The following is a 24,499-nucleotide window of genomic DNA, read 5'->3' on the forward strand; positions in this document are numbered from 1 at the left end:
CAGGACCGGCCGTGTCGTCCACCGCGCGCGGTCATCGATGCGGTCAGCGCAGCGGGAACAGGCTGTCGGAGGCGAAGACGACCGTGATGAGGGCGACCGCGGACACCAGAGTCACGGCGGCGGTGATCAGCAGCAGGGCGGGGCGCCGCGTGCGCTCGGCCACGCGCTCGTCCGGACGCGACACGCGGCCCAGTAGGTAGACCAGCACGCTCACGCCCAGGACGAGCCCGCCGACCACGGGGGCCGTCTTGAGCATGGTGGCGCCGACGGCCGCGAAGGAAATGGCGGTGCGGAACCAGGCCAGCTCCGTGCGCTCCCGGGCCAGGCCGCGATCCAGGTCCTCGACGTCCTCGGGGATCAATCGAGCGCCTCCGAAAGGAGGACGAGCACCGCGGCCGCCACCGCCACCGCGGCGATCGTGATCGAAAGGATCCGGGGCAGCGGTGATCGCGGCAGCGGCTCACCGCGGCGCAGCATGCGCTGGTTGCGGCCCCACTCGACGAAACTGCCGATCGACAGGACGGCGCCGAAGACGATCAGTGGAACGGCCAGCAGGTGCCGGCCCCACGGCAGTCCGGAGAACGGCGGCAGCAGCTGCCCGACGGCCAGCCCGCCGATGACCAGCGCGAGCGCCGTCCGGTTCCAGGCCAGGAACGTCCGTTCGTTGGCGAAAGTGAATCGCGCGTCCGGCTCCCTTTCGGGCGGACCCTCCGACGCGCTCCCTCCGCCTTGCGCGCCGGGAGATGGAGAACGATCTTCGCTCATGCGGCCTTCCGGACGTAGAGGAGAACACGCCGTCCTGCTCTCCTGAGTCAGTATCTCGTCATTGTCGGCCCAGGGCCTGTATCAAGTGGATCAGAGCCATTCGTTGACGACGGCGATGGGGACGGTGGCCTGGTCGCGGACGGCGAGCTCGTCGACCCTGGTGGCCGGTCCCCGGTGGCGTTTGAGCCGGCGGATCGCAGCATTGGCTGACGTGGACCCGCCGTGATCCACTACCCACTTCGGGATGAAGGAACGGCTGTTCAGGGCCGTCGTCCATCATGCGCTGCCGCCACCGAGGCGCTGCTGCGCAGTCGCCATGGCGGGCGAGTCGGGTATGCGGCCGGCCGGCGAGATCGTCCTGCCCGTCGTCATGGACGCGTTCTCGCGGACGACGGGGACTCCGCCCCTCCTCGGCCGTCCCGTGTGCGCGGCCCCGATCGCGGGACAGATCTGCGGTCTGGCCGTCGCCCGCCAGCCCTGGGGCACGAGCCGCCGGCCGGAGCCCCCACGAGGAGGTGACGCGTGCCGCCGGACCTGCCCCGCACCGGTGCCTCCCCGTTGATCTTCGGGGAGCCGGGCGGGGCGCGGATCCGTCGGTGAGCCAGGTGGGACGCCGCATCGGTTCGGGGAGGTGGAGGACATGAGGAACTCCCTTCCCGCAACGGCGTCCTGCCGGGGCGGGCCCGGCAGGACGGGGGCGGGCACCGATCAGCTCTCGGCCGGGGCGTAGGCGGCGGCCCAGGCGCCGTAGCCGCCGATCAGGTCGGCGACCTGGGTGCGGCCGGATCGGCGCAGCAGGCTCGCGGCGGCCGAGGAGCGGGCGCCGCCCGCGCAGTGGACGACGATCCGCCGGGCGGCCGGGATGGCGTCCAGGCGCTCGGGCAGTTCGGCCAGCGGGATGTTGACCGCTCCCTCGATGGCGCCGGCCGCCAGTTCGCCGGCGTTGCGGACGTCGATGAGCAACGGCGGCTCGGCGCCGTCGAGTTCGTCGCGCAGCTCGGCGAAGGTGACCCGCTCGGCCAGGGCGATGTTCCCCTCGGGCGCCCGCGGGAAGGCGTCCTCGGGGTCCGCCAGGTAGCCGGCCGCCGTGTCCAGGCCGATCCTGGCGAGGCGGGTGATGATCTCCTCCGCGCGGTCCTCGGGAGCGATCACGACGATCTCGCGTCCGGGTTCGATGAGCATGCCGGCCTGCTCGGCGAACCGGCCGTCGGCGGGGACGTTGATCGAGCCGACGAGGTGGCCGGCGGCGAACTCCTGGGGGTCGCGGGCGTCGACGACCACCGCGCCGGCGTCGCGGCGCGCCAGGACGTCGCCGAGCGGCAGCTCCCGCAGGTGCTCCTCGATCTTCAGCAGTTCCCGCTCCTTGCGGTTGAGGATCGCGTCGTAGACGAAGTAGCTCGGGGCGGGGGGCTGGCCCTCGGTGACGATGTCGACGAACTCGCGCTCGCCCATGGGCACGCAGGCGTAGTTGCCGAGCCGCTGCGCGCCGATGGTGGACTGGAGCTCGGTCGACAGGTTCTTGCCGCAGGCCGAGCCGGCCCCGTGCGCGGGAAAGAGCCTGGTCTGGTCGGGCAGCGCCATCAGCTTGTGCTGGACGGTGTCGTAGAGCATCCTGCCGAGCTCGTCGGCGGTGACGCCGATGGAGGCCAGCAGGTCCGGGCGGCCGACGTCGCCGATGAACAGGGCGTCCCCGGTCAGGACGCCGTAGGGCGTGTCGTCGCCGGAGTGCTCGAAGACGAGCACGCTGATCGACTCGGGAGTGTGCCCGGGGGTCTCCAGGATCTCCAGGGTCACATCGCCGAGGCTGATGCGCTCGCGGTCGTGCAGCTTCCGGATGGGGAACTCCGCCTCGGCGCGCGCGCCGTAGCCGATCCACGCCCCGGTCCGGGCCGCCAGTTCGAGGTGGCCGGAGATGAAGTCGGCGTGGAAGTGGGTGTTGATCACGCCCTCGATGTGCAGGCCGTTGGCCGCGGCGTCGTCGAGGTACTCGGAGACGTCCCGGCGCGGGTCGACGACGACGGCACGTCCGGTCCGCTTGTCGCCGATCAGGTAGGACGCCTGGGACAGGCACTCCAGGTAGTGCTGGGCGAAGTACATCGGCGTCTGCATCGTTGCGGTTTCCTTTCGCGGATCATGGGTCGGGAGCGCGGCGGTCCTGTTGCGGGACCACCGGACGGTGACGGTGACGGCCCCGATGAGGGCGGCGAGGGCGACGGCCGCGAGGAAGATCGTCCGTGCCTGCGCGGGGAGTTCCTGCGCGAGGACGAAGACGGACATCACCAGGACGAACCAGCCGAAGGCCTTGCGCAGGCGTTCGGGGTCGATGCTTCCGGCGAGCCGGGAGCCGAGCAGGCCGCCGACGGCCGCCAGCGCGGTGACCGAGAGGGCGAGCGTCCAGTCGATGTGCACGCTCTGCAGGTAGCCCGCCAGTCCCGCGAAGGACTTCATCGCGATGACCAGCAGGGAGGTGCCGACGGCGATCGGCATCGAGAGCCCTCCGAGCAGGGCGAGGGCGGGCACCACCAGGAAGCCGCCGCCGGCGCCGACCAGCCCGGTGACCAGGCCGACGGCCGCGCCCTCCAGGAGGATTCTGGCGAGCGGCCTGTTCCCGGTGCGGTGACCGGGTTCGGGCTCCTTGCGGCCGCGCAGCATCGCGGCGGCCGTGACGGTCATCATGATCCCGAAGGCGATCAGCAGCACGTTCGCGGGGACGAACGCGGCGAGCCTGCCTCCGGCATAGGCGCCGGCCATGCCCGCGGAACCGAACAGCAGGCCGGTGCGCCACCGGATCCGCCCGGCCCGTGCGTGCGGGACGGCCCCCACCACGCTCGTCACGCCCACGACGAACAGCGACATGGCGATCGCCGGTTTGGCGTCGACGCCGGCCAGGTAGATCAGCGCCGGGGTGGTGAGGATCGAGCCGCCCCCGCCGAACACCCCCAGCGTGACCCCGATCAGCACCGCCGCGGCGAGTGTGAGCGCGAGGGTCATGCCGGTCGCTCCTCGCTCGCCAACTGGGCGCTGATCGTGCGGAGATCGCAGCCGGCGCCGCGGTTGAAGGGCAGCTTCGACAGCAGCATGCCCATCGCGCAGGTGTTGGTGAGCGCCGCGAACGTCAGGCCGCCGCCGACGAAGGCCGCCACCCACTTCAATCCGGGCACGGCCACGCTGCCCACGACGGCCGCCAGCACGATCGCCCCGGCGACCAGCCGGACCTGGCGCTCCAGATCCCAGCGGTTGCGCCCGTCCCTGTTGAGGGGCGCCCCGGCCGCCTCCCAGGCCGTGATCCCGCCTTCCAGCACGCGAGTGCCGAGCAGGCCCGCCTCGGCCAGCGCCTGCTCCCCCTGTCCGGCGCGGACGCCGGAGCGGCAGATCAGCACGACATCCTCGTCGAGGTGCCGGCACAGTTCGTCGCGGTGCTCCCGGAGCATGTCGAGCGGCACGTTGTAGGAGCCGGGAATGTGGGCCGTGGCGAACTCGCCCGGCGTTCGCACGTCGAGGAGGCGGGGCGGCGTGGGGCCGTCCAGCCGGGCGCGCAGGCTCGCGGCGTCGAGTCGCGTGGGCATGTCGTTCATCGGGCCTCTTTCCACTGGATTCGGAACATGGCCATCCGGGCCATGTGAATACCCCTGGGGGTATCCTTTCGTGCCAAAGGTAGCCGATGGGCGGGCCATCCGACAAATGCCCCCGGGGGTACTTCGGACCGTCGGCGCAGCGCGGCGGGATCACCTGGTGGGACGCGCCTGCGTCACATCAGTGACCAACACGATCACCCTCGCCTGCGCCGGGGCGTCCCTTCCGCTCCTCCTGCCGTCCACCCTCGGCCGGCAGTCGGCCGAAGGTAGATCAACAACCCTGGGGAGGTCGCACAGGAGTTCGTCCGCAGCGTCGCCGGCACCATCGGCGGTCGAGACCAGGCTGAAGAAGACTCACCGCCGGGTTTGATCATCCGTGCGACGCGCGGATCACCATGGGGCAGGGGCGGGTGTGCCGCCCTGGGGCCGGTAGAGCAAGCGCCGCAGCATGTCGGTGATGGTGACGACGCCCAGAACCGATTCTCCTTGGGTGACCAGCGTGAGTTGGTTGCCGGTTTCTCGCATCCGCGTCAGCGCGGTGTAGACGGGCGTGTCGGCCTCGATGAGGTAGGCGGGCCTGGTCATGTGCGCGATGCCGGAGGTCTCGGGCGCGGTGAGGGTGTCCCGTACGTGTACCACTCGCCAAGCGGTGCCGGGCCCGGGCACCAGGATGCGCAGGTGGCCGGAGGCGTGGCTGGCGGCCTGGACTTCGGCGACGGTCGCGTCCGTGGTCACGGCGGTCGGTTCGGAGTCCCGCTCGACGAGATCGCCGATCCGCAGGTTGCGCAGGTCCAGGGCCTCCGAGAGCTGGGCGGAGTACCCGGCGTCCAGGGCGCCGACGTTGGCCGAGTGCTCGACCAGATGGCGCAGGGCGTCCGGGTCCTGCCCGGTCTCCACCTGATCGGCGGACTCGACGCCGACCTTGCGCAGGCACCAGTTCGCCGATGCGTTCAGCGCGCGCAGCATCGGCCGGGTGAGCCGCATGAAGCCGCGCATCGGCAGCGCCAGCAGCGTGGCCGACCGCTCCGGATGCGCGATGGCCCAGGACTTGGGCGCCATCTCTCCGACCACCAGATGCAGGAACGTCACGATGATCAGTGCCAAGGCGAAGCCCCCCGCGTCGGCCAGCCACAGCGGTGCGTTCCATGAGCTGATCAGGGGAGTGAGCCAGTGGTGCACGGCCGGCTTGGTGATCGCCCCCAGGGCCAGCGTGCAGATCGTGATGCCGAGCTGGGCGCCGGCGAGCAGCACCGTCAGCTCCGAGGCGCTGCGCAGCGCCGCCCGTGCCGACCGGCTGCGGGGCGCCGCGTCCTCCAGCCGATGGCGTTTGGCGGCGATGAGCGCGAACTCCACAGCGACGAAGAAGGCGCTGAACGCGATGATGGCGACGGTGGCGACCAACACCGCCCACGGGTTGCTCATCGATCCGTCTCCTCGCGGTCGGCCGTGGCCCTGGTGGGCCCGGTGGTGACCTGAAGGCGGATGGACGAGGGCACGTGGTTGTCGACCTCCAAGACCTCGATATGGACGAACCGGACGGACGGGTCGTCCATATGCGCGAGGTCCGCCGGGTCGGGCGGGAGCGCGATGTCCAGCTCGGCGCCGATCTCGGGCAGCGCGCCGTACGCGGCGATCACCAGGCCCGCGATGGTCTCATAGTCGCCTTCGGGCAACCGGTGGTCGATGGTGCGCTCGACCTCGTCGATGTGGAACCCGCCCGGGATGATCCATGCCTCCCCGGTGGCGAGCGCGGCCGGTTCGGCGGCGCCGTCGTCGTGCTCGTCGGTGATCTCGCCGACGAGTTCCTCGGCCAGGTCCTCCAGGGTGAGGATGCCGGCGAAGCCGCCGAACTCGTCGATCACGCAGGCCAGCTGGGTGCGGTCCTCCGCCAGCCGGTCCAGCGCGGTCGGCAGCGTCATCAGCGTGGGCACGACCGTGGCCGGACGCATGATCGACGCGACCGGGACCGCGCGATCGGCGGCGGTCAGCACGTCGTCCAGGTGCACGACGCCGACCACATGCTCGTCGGCGTCCAGGACGGGATAGCGCGAATGGCCGGTGCTCATCGCATGCCTGACCTCACCGATCGGGGTGATGTCGTCCACGGTGTCGACCTGCGACCTGGGGACCATGGCATGCTCGACGTCCCGGCGCGGGAAGTCCAGGATGCGGTCCAGCAGGATCGACAGGTCCGCGGGCAGGTCACCGCTGCGCCGGGAGTCGGCGACGATGTGCGCGAGGTCCCGCTCGGTCGCCGAATGCTCCACATCGTGCACCGGCTCGATCCGCAGCACCCGCAGCAGCAGATTCGACGACTGGTCGAACACCCAGATCAGCCAGCCGAACACCTTCAGATAGATCAGCGTCGACCGCGACAACCACCGGGCCACCGGCTCGGGCCGCGCGATGGCCAGGTTCTTGGGGAACAGCTCGCCGAACACCATCTGCACCAGGGTGGACAGCATCAGCGCCAGCACCGTGCCCGCCGCCACGCCCACGCCCGTGGAGACGCCGGCCCCGCCGAGAACGTCCCCGAATGCCCGGCCGACGAGCGGCTCGGCGACGTAGCCGACCAGCAGTCCGGTCACCGTGATGCCGAGCTGCGCGCCCGACAGCATGAACGAGGTGCGGCGGGTGACCCGCAGGGCGCGACCCGCGGCGCCGTCACCGGCTCCCGCCCGTACCTGCAGCCGCGACCGGTCCACCGCCATGTAGGCGAACTCCTGGGCGACGAAGTACCCCGTCAGCGCGGTGATCAGCAAGATCACCACCACACCCAGGACGAGCGACAACAGAGTGATCAACTGTGCCCCGCCCGCGGATCATCGGCAACGGCCGCCTCAGCGGGGAGATGGTGGTCCATGGGCCTCTCTGATGGGACGGATCAACTCTCCCAACGACGAACTACCTGGTCAGGTTCCTGCTCAAACCTCTCCCGGCGAGCGTGCCAAGGCATCTCGGGCCATGCGGCGTAGACGGTGGAGCGTCGCCCGACGCCGGATTCGGCCTGGCGGACGCTGCCTGCCGCGCCTGGAGCAGATCCCGTGCCCGCGGTGGGGATGGTCGCTGGAGGGATTGCCGAACAGGGGCGCCAGGGGCGGCAGTATCATTTCGGCCGCCCGCGGGTCACGGGCGTGGTGGCGCAGTAGTCCAGGTGGACCGGCCCGCCGGCGAGCCCCGGACGCGCGGGCGGCGGGGAATCGGTCATGCGAGGTCTCCGGCGTGGACGGGCATCTCGGCCAGGCGCCACTCCAGCATGCCGTCGTTGAGGCGGACGGCGCGGCGGCCGCGGTCGGTCAGCAGCCGGACGGCGTCGTAGGCCAGCACGCAGTACTCGCCGCGGCAGTAGACCACGATCTCGGCGCTTTCGGGCAGTTCGTTGATCCGGTCGGCCAGTTCCGCGACCGGGATGCAGACGGCGCCGGGGATGTGCCCGGCCAGGTACTCGGCCGCCGGCCGGACGTCCAGCACCACCACGTCCCCGGCCTCGGCGCGGGCGCGCAGCTCCTCGCGGGTGATCCCGGCGCCGCCGTCCTTGCCCAGATAGGCGTCGCGGGCGGCCGGGACGGCGGGCTGGTGGGCGTCGGTGACCTTGCGCAGCAGCGCCAGCAGCCGGGCGACGTCGTCGCCGGCGAGCCGGTAGTGGATGCGCACCCCCTCGCGGCGGGTGGCGACGAACCCGGCCCGCTTGAGGGTCTGCAGGTTCGCCGACGCCGTCGTCAGGTTCAGCCCGGCCGCCGCGGCCAGCGCCTCGACGGTGCGCTCGCCCTGGGCCAGCAGGTCCAGCAGTTCCAGGCGCTTTCCGCTGGCCAGTGCCTTGCCGCCGACCGCGAACGCCTCGTACAACCGCGTCTTGGAGTGCGCGGCGGTGCTCTCCGTCATGACATCCTCCATAAATCCATGGAATAGTGTAGGGGCTGGTCGACGATGTGACCACTCGCCGCCGTGACTCAACCCGGATCTTGGAGGAGTGTCGTGGGCTTCGCTGACGTGCATCTGACTCCGCTGGTCGATGACGGTTTGGGCAACAGCGCCTACCCGCTCGACTCGGGCGATGGCCGCGCCTTGGCCGTGGACGCCGCCCGCGATCTGCGCGGCCCGCGTGACGCGGCCGAGCGGCGCGGCTTGACGGTCGCGTACGCCGCCGACACCCGTCCGCACGCCGATTCCGTCTCCGGCGCCGTCCAGCTCATCTGCTCGGCCCCGCCCGGTGCCGAACGCACCATCGTGATCGGTGCCCAGAAGCGCACCAATCCACTGCCGGTCGCACCTGACGAGGACACCTTCGTCCGCGGCGAGCGGCTCGTGGCCGGCCCTGAGGGCGACCCCCGGTGAACCGGCCGATCCAGCTGGGATTGCGCGCCAACGCCGCCCAGTTCACTCTCCTGGTGGCGATCAACGCGCTGGTCGGCGGCATGGTGGGCCAGCAGCAGACCGTGCTGCCCCTGCTGGCCACCGACGTATTCGGGCTGACCGGATACACGTTCATCTTCACCTACGTGGCCGCGTTCGGTGTCACCAAAGCGATCGCGAACTACGTCGCGGGCACGTTCTCCGATCGGTACGGACGAAGACCGGTGCTGCTGGCGGGCTGGCTCTTCGCGGTGCCGGTGCCGCTCCTGCTCATCTGGGCACCGAACTGGGGCTGGGTCGTGGCCGCCAACGTCCTGCTCGGCATCAACCAGGGTCTGACCTGGTCCACCACCGTCGTGATGAAGATCGACCTCGTCGGCCCCAGGCAGCGCGGGCTGGCCATGGGCCTCAACGAGGCGGCCGGATACGGCGCGGTGGCCGTTACCTCACTGGTCGCCGGATACCTCGCCGAACAGTACGGACTCCGCCCGGCGCCGTTCCTCCTCGGCCTGTGCTACACCGCTCTGGCGCTGCTGCTGTCAGGCATCCTCGTCAGGGAGACCCGCGGTCACGCACTGCTCGACGCAGGACGGCACGGGGCACGGGCCGACGGCCTGCACGACCACCTCCACGCCGAACTGTCCAACCGGGAGATCCTCACCCAGACCAGCCTGAAGGAACCCGCACTGTCGTCGGCGAGCCAGGCCGGCCTGGTCAACAACCTCAACTTCGGACTCTCCTGGGGACTGTTCCCCTTGCTGTTCGCCACCGCCGACCTGTCCGTCGGCCAGATCGGGCTGCTGTTCGCGCTGTACCCGGCCGTATGGGGTGCCGGACAACTGGTGACAGGAGCGCTGTCAGACCGGATCGGACGCAAACACCTCATCACCACCGGGATGGCGACCCAAGCAGCAGCACTGGCCGTCATCGCCCTCGGCGACGGCTTCACCGTGTGGGCGGCCGGCACCGCCCTGCTCGGCGTCGGGACCGCGATGGTCTACCCGACGCTCCTCGCCGTGATCGGGGACGTGGCGCATCCGATCTGGCGGGGCCGCGCCGTAGGGGTCTACCGGGTGTGGCGCGACCTCGGCTACGCCGTGGGCGCGGTCGTCGGCGGCATCGTCGCCGACGCGCTGGGACTGCACGCCGCGGTCTGGGCGACCGCCGCCGTCAGCGCCGTCTCCGCGATCACCGTGGCCGTGCGCATGTACGAAACCCACCAGCCCGTACCCGCCCCGCAACGACGGGGATGAGACCGAACCAGTGGACACTCCACCCCATCCACCTGCCGTGAACACCGTCAACGGCCGTGCCGAGGACCAGGGCCGCCGCTTCGAGAGAGGAGCACGGGACCGTCATACGATGCGCCACTCGATGTCAGGAACGCCGACCACACTGCGGCAAGCACTGCCCGCTGCGGGGTGCCTACAATGCGGCCGGGCCCGCGCGGCGCGGGTGCGGATGTGCGCTGTCGTCCTCGTCGTAGTCGAGCTCGTTGACCACCTGGACGACGCCGTAGACGGAGGCCGTCAGGCGTTCGGCGATCGGGACCAGGCTGGCCAGCGGCACGCGGCCCCGCAGGGTGACCACACCGTCGCGCACGTCGACCTCCACCTCGGCGGGGTCGAGCCAGAGACTCTGGATGACGATCTCGTGGGTCACCTCGTTGTGGATCTGCGCGTCGGTTCTCAGGAAGACGGTCAGCAGGTCGGCGCGGCTGACGATGCCCACAAGCCGGCCATCGGGGTCCACGACCGGTAGCCGTTTGAAGCCGTGGCGGCTCATCGATCGGGCCGCTTCGGTGACCGTGGTGTCCGCGGACGTGGTGACGGCGGGCGAACTCATCGCTTCCCCAGCCGTGGGGGCCTCGGACCCTTCCGGCACGGGGTGATGCCCCGGACCCGGCCTGACGTCCCGGTCGGCAGCCGCCCTGCGGAGCAGATCGGCTTCGGTGACCACGCCGATGACACGCCTCTCCCCATCGACAACCGGGACTCCGCTGATCGCATGATCGGCGAGAGTTGTGATCACGTCCTTGAACGGGGCGTCGGACGGCACCGTAACGACATCGGACGTCATGACCGTCTCCACTGTCGGGCGCTTCATCTGGCCTGGCCCTTCCTCCAAAATCTACCCTTCGTGATCGAGCCTGATCGGACCGTACTAGCCGTACCAGAGGATGGAGGTCCCGAAACCCTGGACGAAAGTCCTGCCGAGGGCGGCCCGCGAGGTGCTGGCATGCGGGCGAACCGAACGCGGGGCGGCGGGCTGCTGATCAGCGGGCGGAAACGATCGCCACCGGGCACTGCGCGTGATGAACGACTCCGTGGCTGACGGAACCGAGTCGGGGCGAGCTCCAGCGCCAGTCGTGGGCGCCGACCACCAGCAGGCGGGCCCTGCGCGAGGCCTTGGACAACGCGGCCACCGGGTGGTCCAGGACGATTTCGTCGACTACGTCGACTCCCCGGTATCGACGTCGTAGCGGCCGGCAGGCGGCCACGACCTCCTTCTTCAGCTCCGTCTCGATCTCCTCGGCGTCGGCGTAACCGGCCTCGATGAAGGTCGCGAGCGTCTGCCACGCGTGGACGACGCGGAGTCGGGCATGGCGCGACTCGGCGGCGTCGAAGGCGTAGTCGAGGATCGCACCGACGTCCCGCACCGGGTCGATGCCCACCAGGATTTCGCCCTCTTCGGGGGCGCCTTCGCGCACGATCACCACCGGGATGGCGGAGTGCTCGGCCAAGCGCAGGCTTGTGGAACCCAGCAGCATCCCGGCGAAACCGCCCTGACCACGATTTCCCAGGACGAGCTCGAACGCCTTCTCCGACTGCGTGCTCAGGGCCTTCCAAGGCTCGCCGCTCGCCAGAGTGGTCGTCGTCGCGAGGTCCGGCCACTTTTCCCGGACGCGTTCGAGGGCGGCCGTCAGAACCGTTCGGCCTGCACGGGTCATGGCCCCGGCGGCCTCGCCTTGTGAGACGCGCGCCCTCTCGTACGGCCGGCTCGCGACGGAGTGGACGATCTCCAGTGGACGTTTCCGCAAGGTGGCTTCGGCGGCGGCCCATTCGAGGGCACGTGCCGACGCATCGGAACCGTCAGTGCCGACGACGATCGGTGCGGACAACGAGATCTCCTCATTCGATCTTCGCGGCGACCGCCGAGCTTCCTTCATCGGGGGCAGTTCCTCCGGACCTGCCCGAGGACGGATGGACCGGCAGCCCACGGCGGCCACCATGCTGGTCGGCATGTCCGCGCGTTCGTCACGGGCGTCATGAAGGAACGATCACGGCCCGCCCGGCGAGCTTCCCATCCTGCATCTGCCGGTAGGCCTCCATCGCCTCCTCCAAGGGGAACTGGACGATCTCGGGTTGCAGCAGCCCGCGCGCACCCAGGTTGAGGACCTCGACGAGCTCGGGCCTGGTGCCCCAGTAGGTGGTCTGCAGTGACACCTCGTAAGGGACGGAGAAGAAGGACAGCGGCAGGGTTCCCCCACCAAGGCCCACTATGGTCACGTCCCCGAGCGTCCGGGCAGCGGCCGCCGCCATGGCGAGGGTCGCATCCGTCCCGACGAAGTCCAGAACGACGTCCGCGCCGTGCTCCCCGGTCGCGTCCCGAATGCTCGCGGTCGTTCCGTCGTTGGACGGGATGGCGAGGTCGGCGCCGTTCTTCAGCGCGAGATCGAGTGCCTCGGTGCGCGTGTCGACGGCGATGACCGTCGCGGCGGTGGTGGCCTTGAGGATCTGGATGGCCAGGTGCCCCAGCCCGCCGGCGCCGATCACGACCGCGGTCGCGCCGGGCGGCAGTTTCGCCCAGGATCGGCGGATGGCGTGGTAAGGGGTGAGACCGGCGTCGGTGAGCGGCGCCGCGCTCGCCGGGTCGAGGCCGTCGGGCAGCGGGATGAGGAGGCGCGCGTCAGGAACGAGCATGTATTCGGACATGCCGCCATCGAGGCCGAGCCCGCCGCCGCCGGACGGCACGGGGGCGTTCGCCGGGTCCTCGCAGTAGTTCTCCGCGCCGGGGCGGCAGCGCGCGCACCTCCCGCAGCCCCACGGCCCGTAGACCGCGACAGGCTGCCCGACCTGCAGGGCGGACACGCCGTCACCGAGGGCGACCACCCATCCGGCGTTCTCATGTCCCAGGGTGAACGGAGGCCCCCAGGGGAGCTGCCCACCTTCGAACTCGTGCATCAGATGCAGGTCCGAGTGGCATGCCCCCGCGCCGCCGACCCGGATGACGACCTGCCCGGGGCCGGGCTCGGGATCGGGGACATCGACCAACACCGGATCGGACTTCCATTCCCGCAGTCGCAATGCTCGCATCGTCTTTGCTCCTTCCCCTTACTTACCAGGGAATACGTCGCAGACCGTGTACGCAACGGACGAAGGTCCCGCCTGGAACCCGGTGGCGAGTTGCCGTCCACCTGCCCCCTTGCGCGGCTCGCATGCCTTCCTGCCGAGGAAAGGCCGCGATAGTGCTGGAATCCGCAGCCGGTGATGAGATCTCGCGCCCGAATCCATTGATTCCTACCCGGGGATCTCGACTCCCAGGCATCTTCGTCGCACGCTAGGGCGTGCCGCGGAGGTGAGCGATGATCGTTGTGCAGGGCGCATGCTGGACCAGGTACTGGCTGACCGAGCCGAGCACCAGACCGCGTACTCCGCCGGCGCCGCGTGATCCGACGACCAGCATCCTCGCGTTCTGGGCGGCCTCCAGCAGCACGTCGCGGGGTTTCCCGGAACTCGTCTCCACCCTGCACCGGACCGAGGGATACCTGGCGCCGAGCCTGTCGATCTCCAGGTCCGGTCCGGGTTCCGCCGCTCCGTCGCGGCCGGTGCCCGGCGGGAGGGCGCGCAGGACGGTGAGCGGGGCGCTGTGCAGTTCGGCTTCCAGATAGGCGATCTCGAGCGCCTCCCGCGCCAGCCTGGAGCCGTCGAACCCCGCCACGATGGGTGCGCCGGGGCGGTGCGCCAGGGGAGGACGGGCGATCACGACCGGGCACAGCGCGTGCGCGGCGACACCGGCGCTCACCGAGCCCAGCACGTGGCCGATCGCGCCGTGCCCGCGCGATCCGACGACGAGCAGGTCCGCCTGCGAGCTCGCGTGCCTCAGCTCGGTCACCGGGAACCCTCGGAGGAGGAGGGGACGCACCGGTACTCCGTGTTGCCAGCGCCGGGCCAGGGCGACGGCCTCGCCGAGAATGCGGCTCTCCCCGCTGCGGAACAGGTTGGCGGTCAGGTCGTCGATGCCCGCGTCCCACGGCGGGCTCCACACGTCGCAGATGGTGACCGCGCAGTGCCGCACCTGTGCCTCGGCGAGCGCCCATCCCAGCGCGAAACGTGCGTCGTCGGAGTCGTCGTAGCCGACGAGTAGGCCGGGATCTTTCCAGGGCCTGGTGTCCAGGTCAGCTCTCATCATGCGTCCGCCGTTCCTGCTCGCCAGGATGGATGTCCTTCCCGGCTTATCAAATGTCTCCGCCGCCGGCCCCTCCCTCCACCCCCGTTGGTCCGGCTGGACCGGGGACCAACGTCCCCAGGAGTGCGCGACGACCTGGGCCCCGAAAGAGGCCGGAGCGCTCGGGCCTGGTCGGGGTGCTGGTCCTCATCGCCGCCGTCGCGCTGCTGTTCACCGCGCGTTACCCGCCCGGTGTCTTCGACTTGGTTATGGGCATGAACCGCTGAGCGCAGCGGGTGGCCGCCCATGCCTTCCTGATGACCGACCGGTATCTACGTTCCGGCTGGGCATGGGCGCAGCGGAGCCGACGGTCCAGATCGAGCCGGCGTGCACGGCGCGGCGGCCACGCTGCGTCTGATGGACCGCGAGGGCGCCGAGAGCGGATGACCGTCGTCCGCTCAGGGCGGGACCTTCGGCCGGAGAAATCCAGAGAGCTTCGCTTTAGCGTCATGAGTGAACGTGAACGAAGCCTAGGAGGGATGACCGATGTCGGCTCCGATCGTCGTGGGGATCGACGGCTCCGCGCACGCCTGGCGGGCCCTGGACTGGGCGACCGACCGTGCCCACCGTCAGCGTCTTCCGCTGCTTCTGGTGCATGCCTCGCGTGCCCTCCTGGACGAGGGGGCGATCCCGCCGGACGCGCTGCGCCGGCTGATCGCCGAACGCGAGGATCTGCTCGGCGAGGCCCGCCAGTACGCCCTGAAGCTCCAGCCTGGGCTGGAGGTGGAGACGCGGCTGGTACCGGCCGATCCGGGACGGGCCCTGGTGGAGCAGAGCGAGGACGCGGACCTGGTGACGGTGGGGTCGCGCGGACTGGGCGGTTTCGAAGGACTGCTGTTCGGCTCGGTGGGCCTCTACACCGCCGCGCACGCCCGGTGCCCGGTGCTGGTGGTCTCGCGTTCGGCCCCCTACCCCACGGACGCGCCGAAGAAGATCGTGATCGGTGTCGAGGGCGTGGACGACGAGGGGACCTTCATCGACTGGGCGTTCAAGGAGGCCGCCTCTCGGGGGTCGGGCGTCCTGGCGCTGCACGCGGTGGGCGGTGAGTTCTCCCCGCGCCGCCGGGTGATCGAGGACCTTGAGATGTCGGAGTCCCTGGCCGGTTACCGGGAGCACTACCCCGACGTCACGGTCGACCGGCTGGTGTCGGACCGGACTCCCGCCCAGGCGCTGGTGCAGGCGTCGCAGAGCGCGGGGCTGGTCGTCATCGGTGCTCGCCGCAGGCGCGGCCCGCTGACCGCGATGGCGCTGGGCCGGGTCAACCACACGGTGCTGCACCACGCGCGCTGCCCGGTCGTCGTCGTCCCCAACAGCGACTGAGGTTCGACAGCCGTCGCAGCCGGGAGAAAGGGGAACTGACCATGTCCGATCCGATTGTGGTCGGTGCCGATGGCTCGGTGCCGTCCGAGCACGCCCTAGCGTGGGCGGCCGATGAAGCGGCCCGGTACAGGCGCGACCTGAGAATCGTGCACGCCGTGGAGAAGTGGCCGTTCGACGTCCCGTTGACCCTCGCGCCCGGTGAGGCGAGTTCGCTGTCGCGTGCGGGCAGCGAAGTGCTCGCGAGCGCCGAGCGCGTCGCGCACGCCCGCCGTCCGCAAGTGCCGGTGAGCATCGAACTGGCGTCCGGACGGACCGTCCAAGTGCTGGCCGAGCACTCCAGGGAGGCGTACGAGGTCGTGGTGGGGCACCGCGGCCTCGGAGGCTTCGCCGGGCTCCTGCTGGGGTCGGTCGGGCTGGGAATCGTCCGGAACACCGCCTGTCCGGTGGTGCTGGTACGCGGTGAGCCGAAGGCCGAGCGGGCCGAGATCGCCGTGGGCGTCGGCCTCGGGGACGACTCCGCGGCCCTGGAGTACGCCTTCCGGGCGGCCGCGGCGCGAAACGCCGGGCTGCGGGTCGTGCACGCCTGGCCGTTCCCCGAAGCGCTGGACGAGCCCGGCGCCGGAGCCGACCTGCGGCGCATCGAGGAGCGGGCACGGTGGCGCGTCATCGAGGCGCACGCGCCGATCCGCAAACGTTTCCCCGGCGTGGACGTGGCCGAGGACATCGTCCAGGACAACCCCGCCGCCGCCCTCGTCGCCGCGTCCCGGGACGTCGATCTCGTGATCGCCGGCACGCGCCCGCACACAGGGCTGACGGCTCCGCGCAGCCACGCCGTGACGCACGCGCTCATCCACCACGCGCACTGCCCGGTCGCAGTCGTCCCGGTTACGTCCGAGACGTAAGGGGTACGCGAAACAGGCGCGGTCCGCCGCCTCAGGACAGTCGTCGTCCGAGGCCGGCGTCGTGAAGGCGTTCCCTTACCGCGCCGCGTTCTCACCAGCCGGCCCTTCCGGTCAGCGCCGGACGAGACCCGGCGGCTCCGGGACCTTCGGCCCCAGCGAGACGTGCACGGCCCTGCCGAGACTGGAAGTGAGCACCCGGGGCGAGGAGGGGGGCGGCCAGATGGTTGCACCGGCACGGGCCCAGCGGCCGAACATCCTGTTCGGCTACGACGGGACCAAGGAGAATGAGTCCGCGCTGCGCTGGGCGGTCGAGGAGTCCCGGCTACGTGAACTCGACCTTGTCATGTGCCATTGCTGGCGCTGGCCCTACCCGCCAGGGCATGTGGATGCGCGCGTCGAGGCGATCGTCCAGCGAGCGGGCGAGAACCTGCTGTGCGAAGGCGCTCGGCGGGCGCGCCGGCTGGGCGCGGGCGGCACAGTGTCCACGCTGCTCAGACGCGAACCCGTCACCGAGACGCTCGTGCACGAGTCCGGCGCCGCGGAACTGATCGTCGTGGGTTCCCATGAGCGGGACCGGCTGCCCGTCGGGTCCACGGCAGTGCAACTGCCGGCGCGGACGCGTCGTCCGGTGGTAGCCGTCCGTGACGCCGGCGGACGGTACGGGCTGATCGTCGTCGGCGTCGACGGATCGGCGGGCGCGGACGCGGCGCTCGGCTTCGGGATCGAAGAGGCCGCCCTCCGCGGCTTCGACCTGCGCGTGGTCTACGGGGCCTGGGAACCCGGGGCCGTCCCCGACTTCGAACTGCCCCTCTTCACCGACGAGAACAAGCTGCGCGAGACGCGCGCCGCCATGCTGGACATGGCCGTCCAGCCATGGAAGCAGCGTTTTCCGGAGGTCCGCGTGCAGGTATCGCTCCTGCTGGAGCGTCCCCGCGACGCCCTGCTGACGGCGGCCAGGGACGCCGATCTGCTGGTGGTCGGCGATCGCGGCACCGGGAGCCTGGATCCGCTGCTGCTGGGCGCGACGAGTTCGACCATGCTGCACCACGCTCCGTGCGCGGTGGCGATCGTCCCGCGGTCGCGGCAGGCCGCCCCTGAGAGCCCTACACGTGCCGTTTCATGGAGTCGGCCTTGAGCTGGGCGGCGAGGGCGGCGGCCTGGGTGCGGCGGCTCATGCCGAGCTTGGCGAAGATGTTGGAGATGTAGTTCTTCACGGTCTTCTCGGCCAGGAAGAGGCGCTCGCCGATCTGCCGGTTCGTCAGGCCCTCGCCGATGAGGTCGAGGATGTGGCGCTCCTGCTCGGTGAGGCTTTTGAGGGGGTCCTGCTTGCCCTGCCGGTCGCGCAGGCGCTGCAGCATCCGGGCCGTGGAGCGGGGGTCGAGCAGGGACTGGCCGGTGGCCACGGTGCGGACGGCGCCGACCAGGTCCGAGCCGTGGATCTGCTTGAGGACGTATCCGGACGCGCCCGCCATGACCGCTTCGAACAGGGCGTCCTCGTCGTCGAAGGAGGTCAGCATCAGGCAGGCCAGGTCGGGCATCTGGGAGCGGATCTCGCGGCAGACGCTGACGCCGTCGCCGTCGGGGAGCCGGACGTCCAGCACGGCCACGTCGGGACGGGCGGCGGGGATGCGCGCCAGCGCGTGCTCGGCGGTGCCGGCCTCGCCGACGATCTCGATGTCGTCCTCGGCGGACAGCAGCGCGGCCACCCCGCGGCGGACGACCTCGTGGTCGTCCAGCAGGAACACCCGGATGGGCCCGGTGACTTGACGGCTCGGGTCGGTCATCTCATCACCCTCATCTCCCGGTAACGCCTGGACGTTACCGGTGAAGATCATCGCAGAGGGTGCGGGGACCGGGCGCAGGGAGCACGGACGCGCATGTTCATGTCTCCCTGGCTGCGGCGTCTGCGCGGGGCCTCACGCTCTCGGATACGCGCTGGGGCGGGCGTCGTCGTGGTCGTAGGCGAGGGTGTGGACGACGTCCACGACGCCTTCGGTGGCGGCGGTCAGCCGGACGATGATCGGGATGAGGCTCTTGACCTCGACGCGCCCGGTGAGGTGGACGACGCCTTCCTGGACGCGGACGTGCAGTTCCGCGGGGTCCTGCCAGAGCTTGTGGATGAGAACGTCCGAGATGACCTCGTCGCGGATGTCGGCGTCGGAACGCTGGAACACGCTCAGCAGATCGCGGCGGGCCACGATGCCGGCGAGCCGCCCGTCCTCGCCGACGACGGGCATGGCCTTGAAGCCGTGGGCGTTCAGCAGCCGGGCGGCCTCGGCGATCGGGGTGTTCGGGGCGACGGAGACGGCCGGGGCGCTCATCAGCCCCCGGGCGTCCACGGCCGCGGCCTTGGACTCGGCGTCGGCATGGCGCCGCAGCCTGGCCCGCAGTGACCCGTGACCGGCGCCGCCGTCCTTGTACTCCTGCTTGCGCAGCAGATCGGCCTCGGTGACCATGCCGGTGACGCGGCGCGCGACGTCCAGGACGGGCACCCCGCTGATGCGGTGCTCGGCCATCGTGTCGACGATCTCGGCGAAGGGGGTCTCTTCGGTGACCGTCACGACGCTCTTGGTCATGACGTCCTGGACGGTGCGGCGTTTCATGGCTTCCTCCGGGGGTTTTCGTGTGGTTCAGGGGGTCTCGGACGTGGTGGTGTGGTCGGCGCAGATCACGACCGGGCAGCGTGCGTGCTCGCGCACTGTCGGGACGGTGTCTCCGCCGAGTGGGTTGCCGTGTTCGGAGTGCAGGCGGGCGCCGATGACCAGGAGTTCGGCGTGCTCGGCGGCCTGGGCGAGTGCTTGGCCGGGGGCGCCGCGCACGACGCGGAGCCGGGTGTTCAGGTGCTGGGTTCGGGGGATGGCGTCGGCGGTCAGTCGCCGCAGCCGCAGCCATTCGCGCGCGGTGCGCAGCAGGCGGGGCCCGGGTTCGCCGTCGGCCTCCACTACGCGGACGACGTCGAGCCGCGCGTGGCGTTCGAGGGCTTCGCGGGCGGCACGGCGTAGCGCGGCCATGGAGTTGGGCGAGCCGTCCACCCCGGCGACGACCGAGCGGTGCTCTGGCATGACCCACATCGGTGACCTCCCTGAGTCACCTCCAGTGTGTCCCGGGGGACCGCCCGCAGGTCAGAGCCGACCGTCCCGCAGGCGCGGGACCTTGGACCCCATGGGGCGCCCGGCGTCACGTGGGTTCGTCTGTGGGGTCGATCTCTTCTGTTGTGACTCCGCCGGCGTGCAGGGGGATGCGGCGTCCGCTGATGTGGCGCGGCGCCAACCGTATGAGGACGTCCTTGGGAGAACGGATCCACGGGGTGAGAGGCAGTTGCCGGAGGCGTTCGATCTCGCCCGGGTCGGTGACGATTTCGGCGTGGCCGGTGATGAGGACGCTCCAGGCGGTCCTGAGCGCCGGTTCGAGGTCGTCGGCTTCGAAGGTGAGCGGGCGCCCGCCGCGGATGGCGTCGAGCTTGGCGCCCGGGGCCGTGCTGAAGACGGGGGCCTCACCGTCCAGGACGAAGTTGACCGGCAGGACGGTGACGGTCCCGTCCTCGCCGGCCCACGCGATCCGGCCGACGGCCACCTGCCGGACGAGGGCCAAGCAGGTGGCCAGGTCGAGCTCCTGCAGTTCGCCGCTCATGAGCCCTCCGTTCGTGTCGCTGTTCTCCGGTGCCCGCGTCCTCCGCGACCTTCCGGGCGGAGCGCCGCGGGCCATGCTCTGGAAGGTTCCCGGTAGCGGGCGGATTAGGTGCGGGCGGGGTGGGCGGGCTCGGGGCCGGCGATCACTCGTAGGAGCGGACGACGGAGACGGGGCAGCGGGCGTGGTGGATCACGCCGTGGCTCACCGAGCCGAGCGGCACCGGCCGTGCCCGCGAGCCGACGACGAGCAGGGAGGACCCGGCGGACGCCGCGCTGAGCGCCTCGACCGGGTGGCCGATGACGACGTCCTCGGTGACCTTGACGTCCGGGTACCGGCTGCGCCAGGGCGCCAGGGCGGCGGCCAGGTGCTCGGCGAGGGCGGTGGCGGTGATCTGCAGGTCCATGCCCACCTCCATGGCGAGCGGCGCGGGACGCCAGGCGTGCAGCACCCGCAGCCGCGCGTCGCGTGCGCCGGCCGCGGTGAACGCGTGGTCGAGCACGGCCTCGGCATCGTGGACCAAATCCAGCCCGACCACGATCTCGCCGTCCGCGGCGTCGGCCTGGTCGCGGACGACGGTGACCGGGCCGGGGTAGTGCCCGGCCAGGCGCAGGGCGGTGGAACCGAGCAGCAGCCCCGCGAAACCGCCCCGGCCGCGATGCCCGACCACGACCTCGGCGGCGTCGCCGGCGTACTGCCGGAGCCCGGCCGGCACGCTCCGCTCGTGGACGACGATGGTCTCCACGGTGAGGTCCGGCCGCCGCCGCAGCGCCCGTGCCCGCCCGTCCTCCAGGATCCGCCTCCCCGCCGCGGCGAGTTCCTCGGAGATGACGTCGGTCGTGTGTCCGGGTATGTCCAGTGTGGCCGTCTCGACGACGTGCACGAGGGCCAGCGTCTTCCCGAACCGCGCGGCCTCGTCCGCGGCCCAGTCGATGGCGTGGTCGGACGGGGCGGAGCCGTCGGCTCCGGCGAGGATCATTGATCGTTGCGTGGACATTGCTCTCTCCTCTGGGGGTGGGCTTCGACGGGGAAGCGAGGTGATCTGCCTCGTCGCCGCGAGGCTCGATGCCGGGCTAGCCGGCTGCCGCGCTCGTTCGGTCCCCCTTCCGGTGGGTCGTCCAGTACCGGGTCGTGTGCTCCATCCGGGCGCGCAGGCGGGCGGCGGCGAGCGTGACGGCCTCGGGCATCGTGGTCGCCGAGGCGTGGGCGCTCACGGGGACTCCGTTGAGGTCGATGCGCAGGGAGACCAGGTTCGGCCGGGCCACGGCGGGGTCGGGCAGGACGTTGAGGGTGGCCTTGGCGTACAGGACCGGACGTGGGGCGTGTGCCAGTACCCGGGCGATGACCTCGCGGGCGCGCTTTACGTCCGCCTGAGGCACGTCCTGGATGGTGGTGACCTTGACGTCGATCTGGTTAGCGACCGTGTGGGACAACGTCGACCTCCTTGTGCGAAAGGACCAGTGCCTCCAGGGTCGACCTGGGCGGATGTCCGCTCCAGGGACCTTCGCCCTCCTCCGCGCCGCCGTTCGACCCGCTTTGGCGTCCACGTCCGGCGAGGCCGTGTTCCGAGCTCTTGGTCGTCTTCTGCTACGCCCGCTCAATGGCTGTCGCGAGGACCGGAAGTCCCCTCGGTTCAGGACCGATGCTCCCTGTCGGGAGGGGAACCGGGGGCAAGGCTGGGGATGTATGGACCCGACGGGTACGCGCGAGGGGGGAGAAGGCATGAGCACAGAGGCGATCACCGGTGTCGTCGCCGGTTACGACGGTTCGCAGAACGGCGTCCAAGCCCTGGACTGGGCCGCCGGCGAGGCTCGGGTGCGGGGCCTGCCGCTGACGGTCATGCACGCGTGGGAGGCCTTTATCGGCGGCTCGATGGCCATGCCGACGGTGGACCTCGGTTCCATCGCGCAGCAGACCCTGGACGGTGGAGTCGAACACGTCCGGAAGGAAGCGCCGGACGTGCCGGTGCAGGGCGTGCTCGAATGCGGACGGCCGGCCGCGAAGCTGATCGAGGCGGGAAGGAGCGCCGCCCTGATCGTGCTGGGCCCGCGGGGCCTCGGCGGGTTCGCCGGTCTGGTCCTCGGGTCGGTCAGCGCCCAGGTGGTCGCGCACGCGGCGTGTCCCGTCGTGATCGCCCGAGGCACGGACGGGCGCCCGGGGACGGAACCGGGGCGTGCCGTGGTCGGCGTGGACGGTTCACCGGCGTCCCGGGCCGCGCTGGAGATGGCGTTCACCGAAGCCGACCTGCACGGGCTGTCCGTGCACGCGGTGGCGGCCTGGGAGCCGGCGCCGGTGCAGGACCTTCCGCCGCTGGTCGACGAGGTCGGCATGCGGGGAGCGGCCACGGCGCGGCTGAACGAGCTGATGGCCCCCTTGCGTGACCTTCACCCGGGAGTGGACGCGCAGGCCGAGATCATGGTCGGCCCGCCGCGCGAGGTCCTGCTGGAGGCCGCGCAGGGCGCGCGCCTGCTCGTCGTCGGCTCGCGGGGAATGGGCGGCTTCCGCGGCCTCCTGCTGGGGTCGGTCAGCCACGCCCTGGTCCAGTACGCGCCCTGCCCGGTAGCGGTCGTCCACGCGTCCCGGAACACCGGTGACTAGGGCCTGTCCGGACGCCGGCGATCGCGACCGAGCGCTGCTCGTCTGATCGGCGGGGCAGTGGTCCTCGGAGCGCCGCGTCAGGGGCCGTCGTGTCAGGGGCCGATGCGGCGGCGGTCGAAGCCGGCCCAGGCCTCGTCCCACATGCGGTACCGGCGTTTGTCGAGGCGGCGGCGCAGCAGCAGGTAGACGCCCCCGGGCACCAGCCCCGTCGCCGCCACCGCCGTGACCGCGGTCGCCACGCAGTCGCCGATGGTGCGGGCGTGCGGGCGCGGGGGATCCTCGCCCACGCCGCCGGGGCCCGCCCAGACCGCTGGACGGTCGCCCAGGCTCGCTCCGCGCCAGCTGGTGTAGCGCCCGCTGTGCAGCGTTCCGTCCGAGGCGATCCAGGTCACCGTCACTTCACGGCCGGTGTGCCGCCGTTCGATGTTGACCACGGTGGCGTCGACCCGATGACGTGTGGCGGCCTCGTACCGTTCGGCCTTGACTCCGGAATGGTGGACGGCCTGGACGGCGCGGATGGAAATGGGCGGAGTGACCGCGATGAAGATCATCAAAAGGAGCAGGCCGTAGAACATCTGGGCCCGGTCCACGTCGCGACGTAGATCATTTCTGTCGAAACCCCAACTGCGGCGCCATCGGCTCAGACGCGTCCGGATCCTCGGAGGCTTCATGACACCGTCCCCCTTCCAAGGCGACGTTGGGCGGCGGACAGTCCATTCCGGGCCGCAGAAGCCGGTCCGCAATGCATTCAGGATCTCCCATGCCGGTGACGAAGGCCACCGACCCATGTCCCGCCCGGTCAGGGTCAAAGGTCCGTCTTTCAACAGGGCGGAAGCCCCTGAAAGTGCAAAGGACGGACGGGAAGCGTGAAGGGGACAGCCGAGAGGAGATGAGAACAATGAGAAGAACCCTCCGCGGAACCGCGCTCGCCGTTCTGACGGCCGGCGCCTACGCGGCCCTGGTCCGTCCTCGCCTGCTGCGCTGGGGCGCGACTCGGGAAGAGGCGAGCACGTCCTATCCCGGTGACGATCTCATTCAGGGGGCGACCGCGCAGTCGACCATGGCGGTCTCGCTGCCCGCGCCGCCGGAGGAGGTCTGGCCGTGGCTGGTCCAGATGGGATGCGAGCGGGCCGGCTGGTACAGCTGGGACCTCCTGGACAACCGAGGACGGCGCAGCTCCGGCGAGATCGTTCCCGAATGGCAGGACGTGACCGTCGGCACCCGCCTGCCCGCGGTGCCCAGCGGCGCGTTGTACTTCGTCGTCGAGTTGCTCGACCCCGCGCGGACCCTGGTGCTCAGGTCCGACCTGGAACTGCCGTCCGGACGGCCGTTCGACCCGCGCGGCCCGGTGCCCGAGGCGTACACCGACGGGATCTGGGCCTTCCACCTGAGGCCGCTGCCCGACGGCGGGACACGCCTGATCGTCCGGACCCGCGGCCGCGGAGAGCCGGCCGCCGCCGACCGGCTCATGGCGCGCCTCTTCGGCGAACCCGCCCACTTCATCATGCAGCACCGGCAGTTCCGGAACCTTCGCCGGCGCGTCCGCCGGGACGGCGGGCCCGCCCGGACGGCCCTGCGGGACGTCGAACAGCCGGCCGGTGCGGGGACCTTCGGCCCTGCCGGGGAGGGCTCCGCCTGACGAGGCTGGTGATAGGGACGAGATACCAGGAGGGATTCCGATGAAGGCGAAGAAGGGCGACTGGGTGATAGTCCGCGGCCACCAGGTCGGCGAACCGGACCGCAAGGCGTTGATCACCGAGGTGCACGGCCGGGACGGCGCGCCGCCCTATGTCGTCGAATGGGACGACGGGCACACGAGCACGTTCTACCCGTCCTCGGACGCCGTCATCGAACAGCACCCGGCGGCCCGTTCCCTGAACTGACACCCGCCGGACCGGTGTGCGGAAGGCG

26 protein-coding genes are annotated in these 24,499 nt (G+C 71.1%); 8 read left to right on the top strand and 18 right to left on the bottom strand.

Features of this window, described 5'->3' with window-relative positions; all coding sequences use genetic code 11:
• Positions 1-43 precede the first annotated feature (43 nt).
• The 7 genes from SM611_RS27430 to SM611_RS27460 form a co-directional block, all read right to left on the bottom strand.
• The gene (locus SM611_RS27430) at positions 44-361 is read right to left on the bottom strand and encodes a DUF202 domain-containing protein (protein ID WP_371953007.1); all 318 of its coding nucleotides are present in this window, start codon (positions 359-361) and stop codon (positions 44-46) included.
• On the bottom strand, positions 358-765 hold the full coding sequence (locus SM611_RS27435; protein WP_371953009.1) for a YidH family protein: 408 nt from the start codon (positions 763-765) through the stop codon (positions 358-360). The genes SM611_RS27430 and SM611_RS27435 overlap by 4 nt, the downstream gene beginning before the upstream one ends.
• A 708-nt stretch (positions 766-1,473) precedes the next feature.
• On the bottom strand, positions 1,474-3,756 hold the full coding sequence (locus SM611_RS27440; RefSeq protein WP_371953011.1) for a TSUP family transporter: 2,283 nt from the start codon (positions 3,754-3,756) through the stop codon (positions 1,474-1,476).
• Positions 3,753-4,340: a rhodanese-like domain-containing protein gene (locus SM611_RS27445; protein WP_371953013.1), complete on the bottom strand. Its 588-nt coding sequence runs from the start codon at positions 4,338-4,340 to the stop codon at positions 3,753-3,755. Before SM611_RS27445 ends, SM611_RS27440 begins: the two co-directional genes overlap by 4 nt.
• A 390-nt stretch (positions 4,341-4,730) precedes the next feature.
• Complete coding sequence (locus tag SM611_RS27450; RefSeq protein ID WP_371953015.1) at positions 4,731-5,762, bottom strand: CNNM domain-containing protein; 1,032 nt, start codon at positions 5,760-5,762, stop codon at positions 4,731-4,733.
• Positions 5,759-7,144: a hemolysin family protein gene (locus SM611_RS27455; protein WP_371953017.1), complete on the bottom strand. Its 1,386-nt coding sequence runs from the start codon at positions 7,142-7,144 to the stop codon at positions 5,759-5,761. The genes SM611_RS27450 and SM611_RS27455 overlap by 4 nt, the downstream gene beginning before the upstream one ends.
• Positions 7,145-7,544: 400 nt before the next feature.
• Positions 7,545-8,222 carry an ArsR/SmtB family transcription factor gene (locus SM611_RS27460; protein ID WP_371953019.1) on the bottom strand — a complete coding sequence of 226 codons (678 nt, stop codon included), beginning with the start codon at positions 8,220-8,222 and terminating at the stop codon, positions 7,545-7,547.
• Between the two features lie 93 nt (positions 8,223-8,315).
• On the opposite strand from SM611_RS27460, the gene SM611_RS27465 reads away from it, so the two are divergent.
• Together SM611_RS27465 and SM611_RS27470 are read left to right on the top strand one after the other, a co-directional pair.
• Positions 8,316-8,675 carry an MBL fold metallo-hydrolase gene (locus SM611_RS27465; RefSeq protein ID WP_371953021.1) on the top strand — a complete coding sequence of 120 codons (360 nt, stop codon included), beginning with the start codon at positions 8,316-8,318 and terminating at the stop codon, positions 8,673-8,675.
• Positions 8,672-9,946, top strand: a complete 1,275-nt coding sequence (locus tag SM611_RS27470; RefSeq protein WP_371953022.1) for an MFS transporter — start codon at positions 8,672-8,674, stop codon at positions 9,944-9,946. Before SM611_RS27465 ends, SM611_RS27470 begins: the two co-directional genes overlap by 4 nt.
• 172 nt (positions 9,947-10,118) lie before the next feature.
• Here SM611_RS27470 and SM611_RS27475 read toward each other — a convergent pair whose 3' ends face one another.
• From SM611_RS27475 to SM611_RS27490, 4 genes are all read right to left on the bottom strand, one after another.
• Complete coding sequence (locus tag SM611_RS27475) at positions 10,119-10,772, bottom strand: CBS domain-containing protein (RefSeq protein WP_371953023.1); 654 nt, start codon at positions 10,770-10,772, stop codon at positions 10,119-10,121.
• 196 nt (positions 10,773-10,968) lie between these two features.
• Positions 10,969-11,814 (bottom strand): universal stress protein, encoded by an 846-nt coding sequence (locus SM611_RS27480; protein WP_371953024.1) that lies wholly within the window; start codon positions 11,812-11,814, stop codon positions 10,969-10,971.
• 145 nt (positions 11,815-11,959) lie between these two features.
• The gene (locus tag SM611_RS27485; RefSeq protein ID WP_371953025.1) at positions 11,960-13,009 is read right to left on the bottom strand and encodes an NAD(P)-dependent alcohol dehydrogenase; all 1,050 of its coding nucleotides are present in this window, start codon (positions 13,007-13,009) and stop codon (positions 11,960-11,962) included.
• Positions 13,010-13,253: 244 nt separating this feature from the next.
• On the bottom strand, positions 13,254-14,105 hold the full coding sequence (locus SM611_RS27490) for a universal stress protein (RefSeq protein ID WP_371953026.1): 852 nt from the start codon (positions 14,103-14,105) through the stop codon (positions 13,254-13,256).
• 522 nt (positions 14,106-14,627) lie between these two features.
• Here SM611_RS27490 and SM611_RS27495 point away from each other — a divergent pair.
• The 3 genes from SM611_RS27495 (at position 14,628) to SM611_RS27505 (ending at position 17,498) form a co-directional block, all read left to right on the top strand.
• Positions 14,628-15,461, top strand: a complete 834-nt coding sequence (locus SM611_RS27495) for a universal stress protein (protein WP_371953027.1) — start codon at positions 14,628-14,630, stop codon at positions 15,459-15,461.
• A 41-nt stretch (positions 15,462-15,502) separates the two neighbouring features.
• On the top strand, positions 15,503-16,363 hold the full coding sequence (locus SM611_RS27500) for a universal stress protein (protein WP_371953029.1): 861 nt from the start codon (positions 15,503-15,505) through the stop codon (positions 16,361-16,363).
• Positions 16,364-16,583: 220 nt separating this feature from the next.
• Complete coding sequence (locus tag SM611_RS27505) at positions 16,584-17,498, top strand: universal stress protein (RefSeq protein ID WP_371953031.1); 915 nt, start codon at positions 16,584-16,586, stop codon at positions 17,496-17,498.
• Here the strand turns inward: SM611_RS27505 and SM611_RS27510 are convergent.
• The 6 genes from SM611_RS27510 to SM611_RS27535 form a co-directional block, all read right to left on the bottom strand.
• Positions 17,467-18,147 (bottom strand): response regulator transcription factor, encoded by a 681-nt coding sequence (locus tag SM611_RS27510; RefSeq protein ID WP_371953032.1) that lies wholly within the window; start codon positions 18,145-18,147, stop codon positions 17,467-17,469. The genes SM611_RS27505 and SM611_RS27510 overlap by 32 nt on opposite strands.
• A gap of 132 nt (positions 18,148-18,279) precedes the next feature.
• Entirely contained in the window at positions 18,280-18,966 is a 687-nt protein-coding gene (locus tag SM611_RS27515; protein WP_371953034.1) for a CBS domain-containing protein, read from the bottom strand.
• Between the two features lie 27 nt (positions 18,967-18,993).
• Positions 18,994-19,434 (bottom strand): universal stress protein, encoded by a 441-nt coding sequence (locus tag SM611_RS27520; RefSeq protein WP_371953036.1) that lies wholly within the window; start codon positions 19,432-19,434, stop codon positions 18,994-18,996.
• 106 nt (positions 19,435-19,540) lie between these two features.
• Positions 19,541-19,993 carry a pyridoxamine 5'-phosphate oxidase family protein gene (locus tag SM611_RS27525; RefSeq protein ID WP_371953038.1) on the bottom strand — a complete coding sequence of 151 codons (453 nt, stop codon included), beginning with the start codon at positions 19,991-19,993 and terminating at the stop codon, positions 19,541-19,543.
• A gap of 142 nt (positions 19,994-20,135) precedes the next feature.
• Positions 20,136-20,987 (bottom strand): universal stress protein, encoded by an 852-nt coding sequence (locus tag SM611_RS27530; protein ID WP_371953040.1) that lies wholly within the window; start codon positions 20,985-20,987, stop codon positions 20,136-20,138.
• Positions 20,988-21,063: 76 nt separating this feature from the next.
• Positions 21,064-21,423 (bottom strand): hypothetical protein, encoded by a 360-nt coding sequence (locus SM611_RS27535; protein WP_371953042.1) that lies wholly within the window; start codon positions 21,421-21,423, stop codon positions 21,064-21,066.
• A 289-nt stretch (positions 21,424-21,712) separates the two neighbouring features.
• Between SM611_RS27535 and SM611_RS27540 the strand changes: the two genes are divergently transcribed.
• Positions 21,713-22,588, top strand: coding sequence for a universal stress protein (locus SM611_RS27540; RefSeq protein WP_371953044.1), 876 nt, complete (start codon positions 21,713-21,715; stop codon positions 22,586-22,588).
• A gap of 92 nt (positions 22,589-22,680) precedes the next feature.
• Here the strand turns inward: SM611_RS27540 and SM611_RS27545 are convergent, their stop codons facing one another.
• The gene (locus SM611_RS27545) at positions 22,681-23,376 is read right to left on the bottom strand and encodes an Rv1733c family protein (RefSeq protein ID WP_443112145.1); all 696 of its coding nucleotides are present in this window, start codon (positions 23,374-23,376) and stop codon (positions 22,681-22,683) included.
• A gap of 110 nt (positions 23,377-23,486) precedes the next feature.
• On the opposite strand from SM611_RS27545, the gene SM611_RS27550 reads away from it, so the two are divergent.
• Entirely contained in the window at positions 23,487-24,227 is a 741-nt protein-coding gene (locus SM611_RS27550; RefSeq protein ID WP_371953047.1) for an SRPBCC family protein, read from the top strand.
• Positions 24,228-24,267: 40 nt separating this feature from the next.
• On the top strand, positions 24,268-24,471 hold the full coding sequence (locus tag SM611_RS27555; RefSeq protein ID WP_371953048.1) for a DUF1918 domain-containing protein: 204 nt from the start codon (positions 24,268-24,270) through the stop codon (positions 24,469-24,471).
• Positions 24,472-24,499: the final 28 nt, after the last annotated feature.

Origin of the sequence: Actinomadura monticuli, assembly GCF_041463655.1 — a bacterium.
Taxonomy (GTDB): Bacteria; Actinomycetota; Actinomycetes; order Streptosporangiales; family Streptosporangiaceae; genus Spirillospora; species Spirillospora monticuli.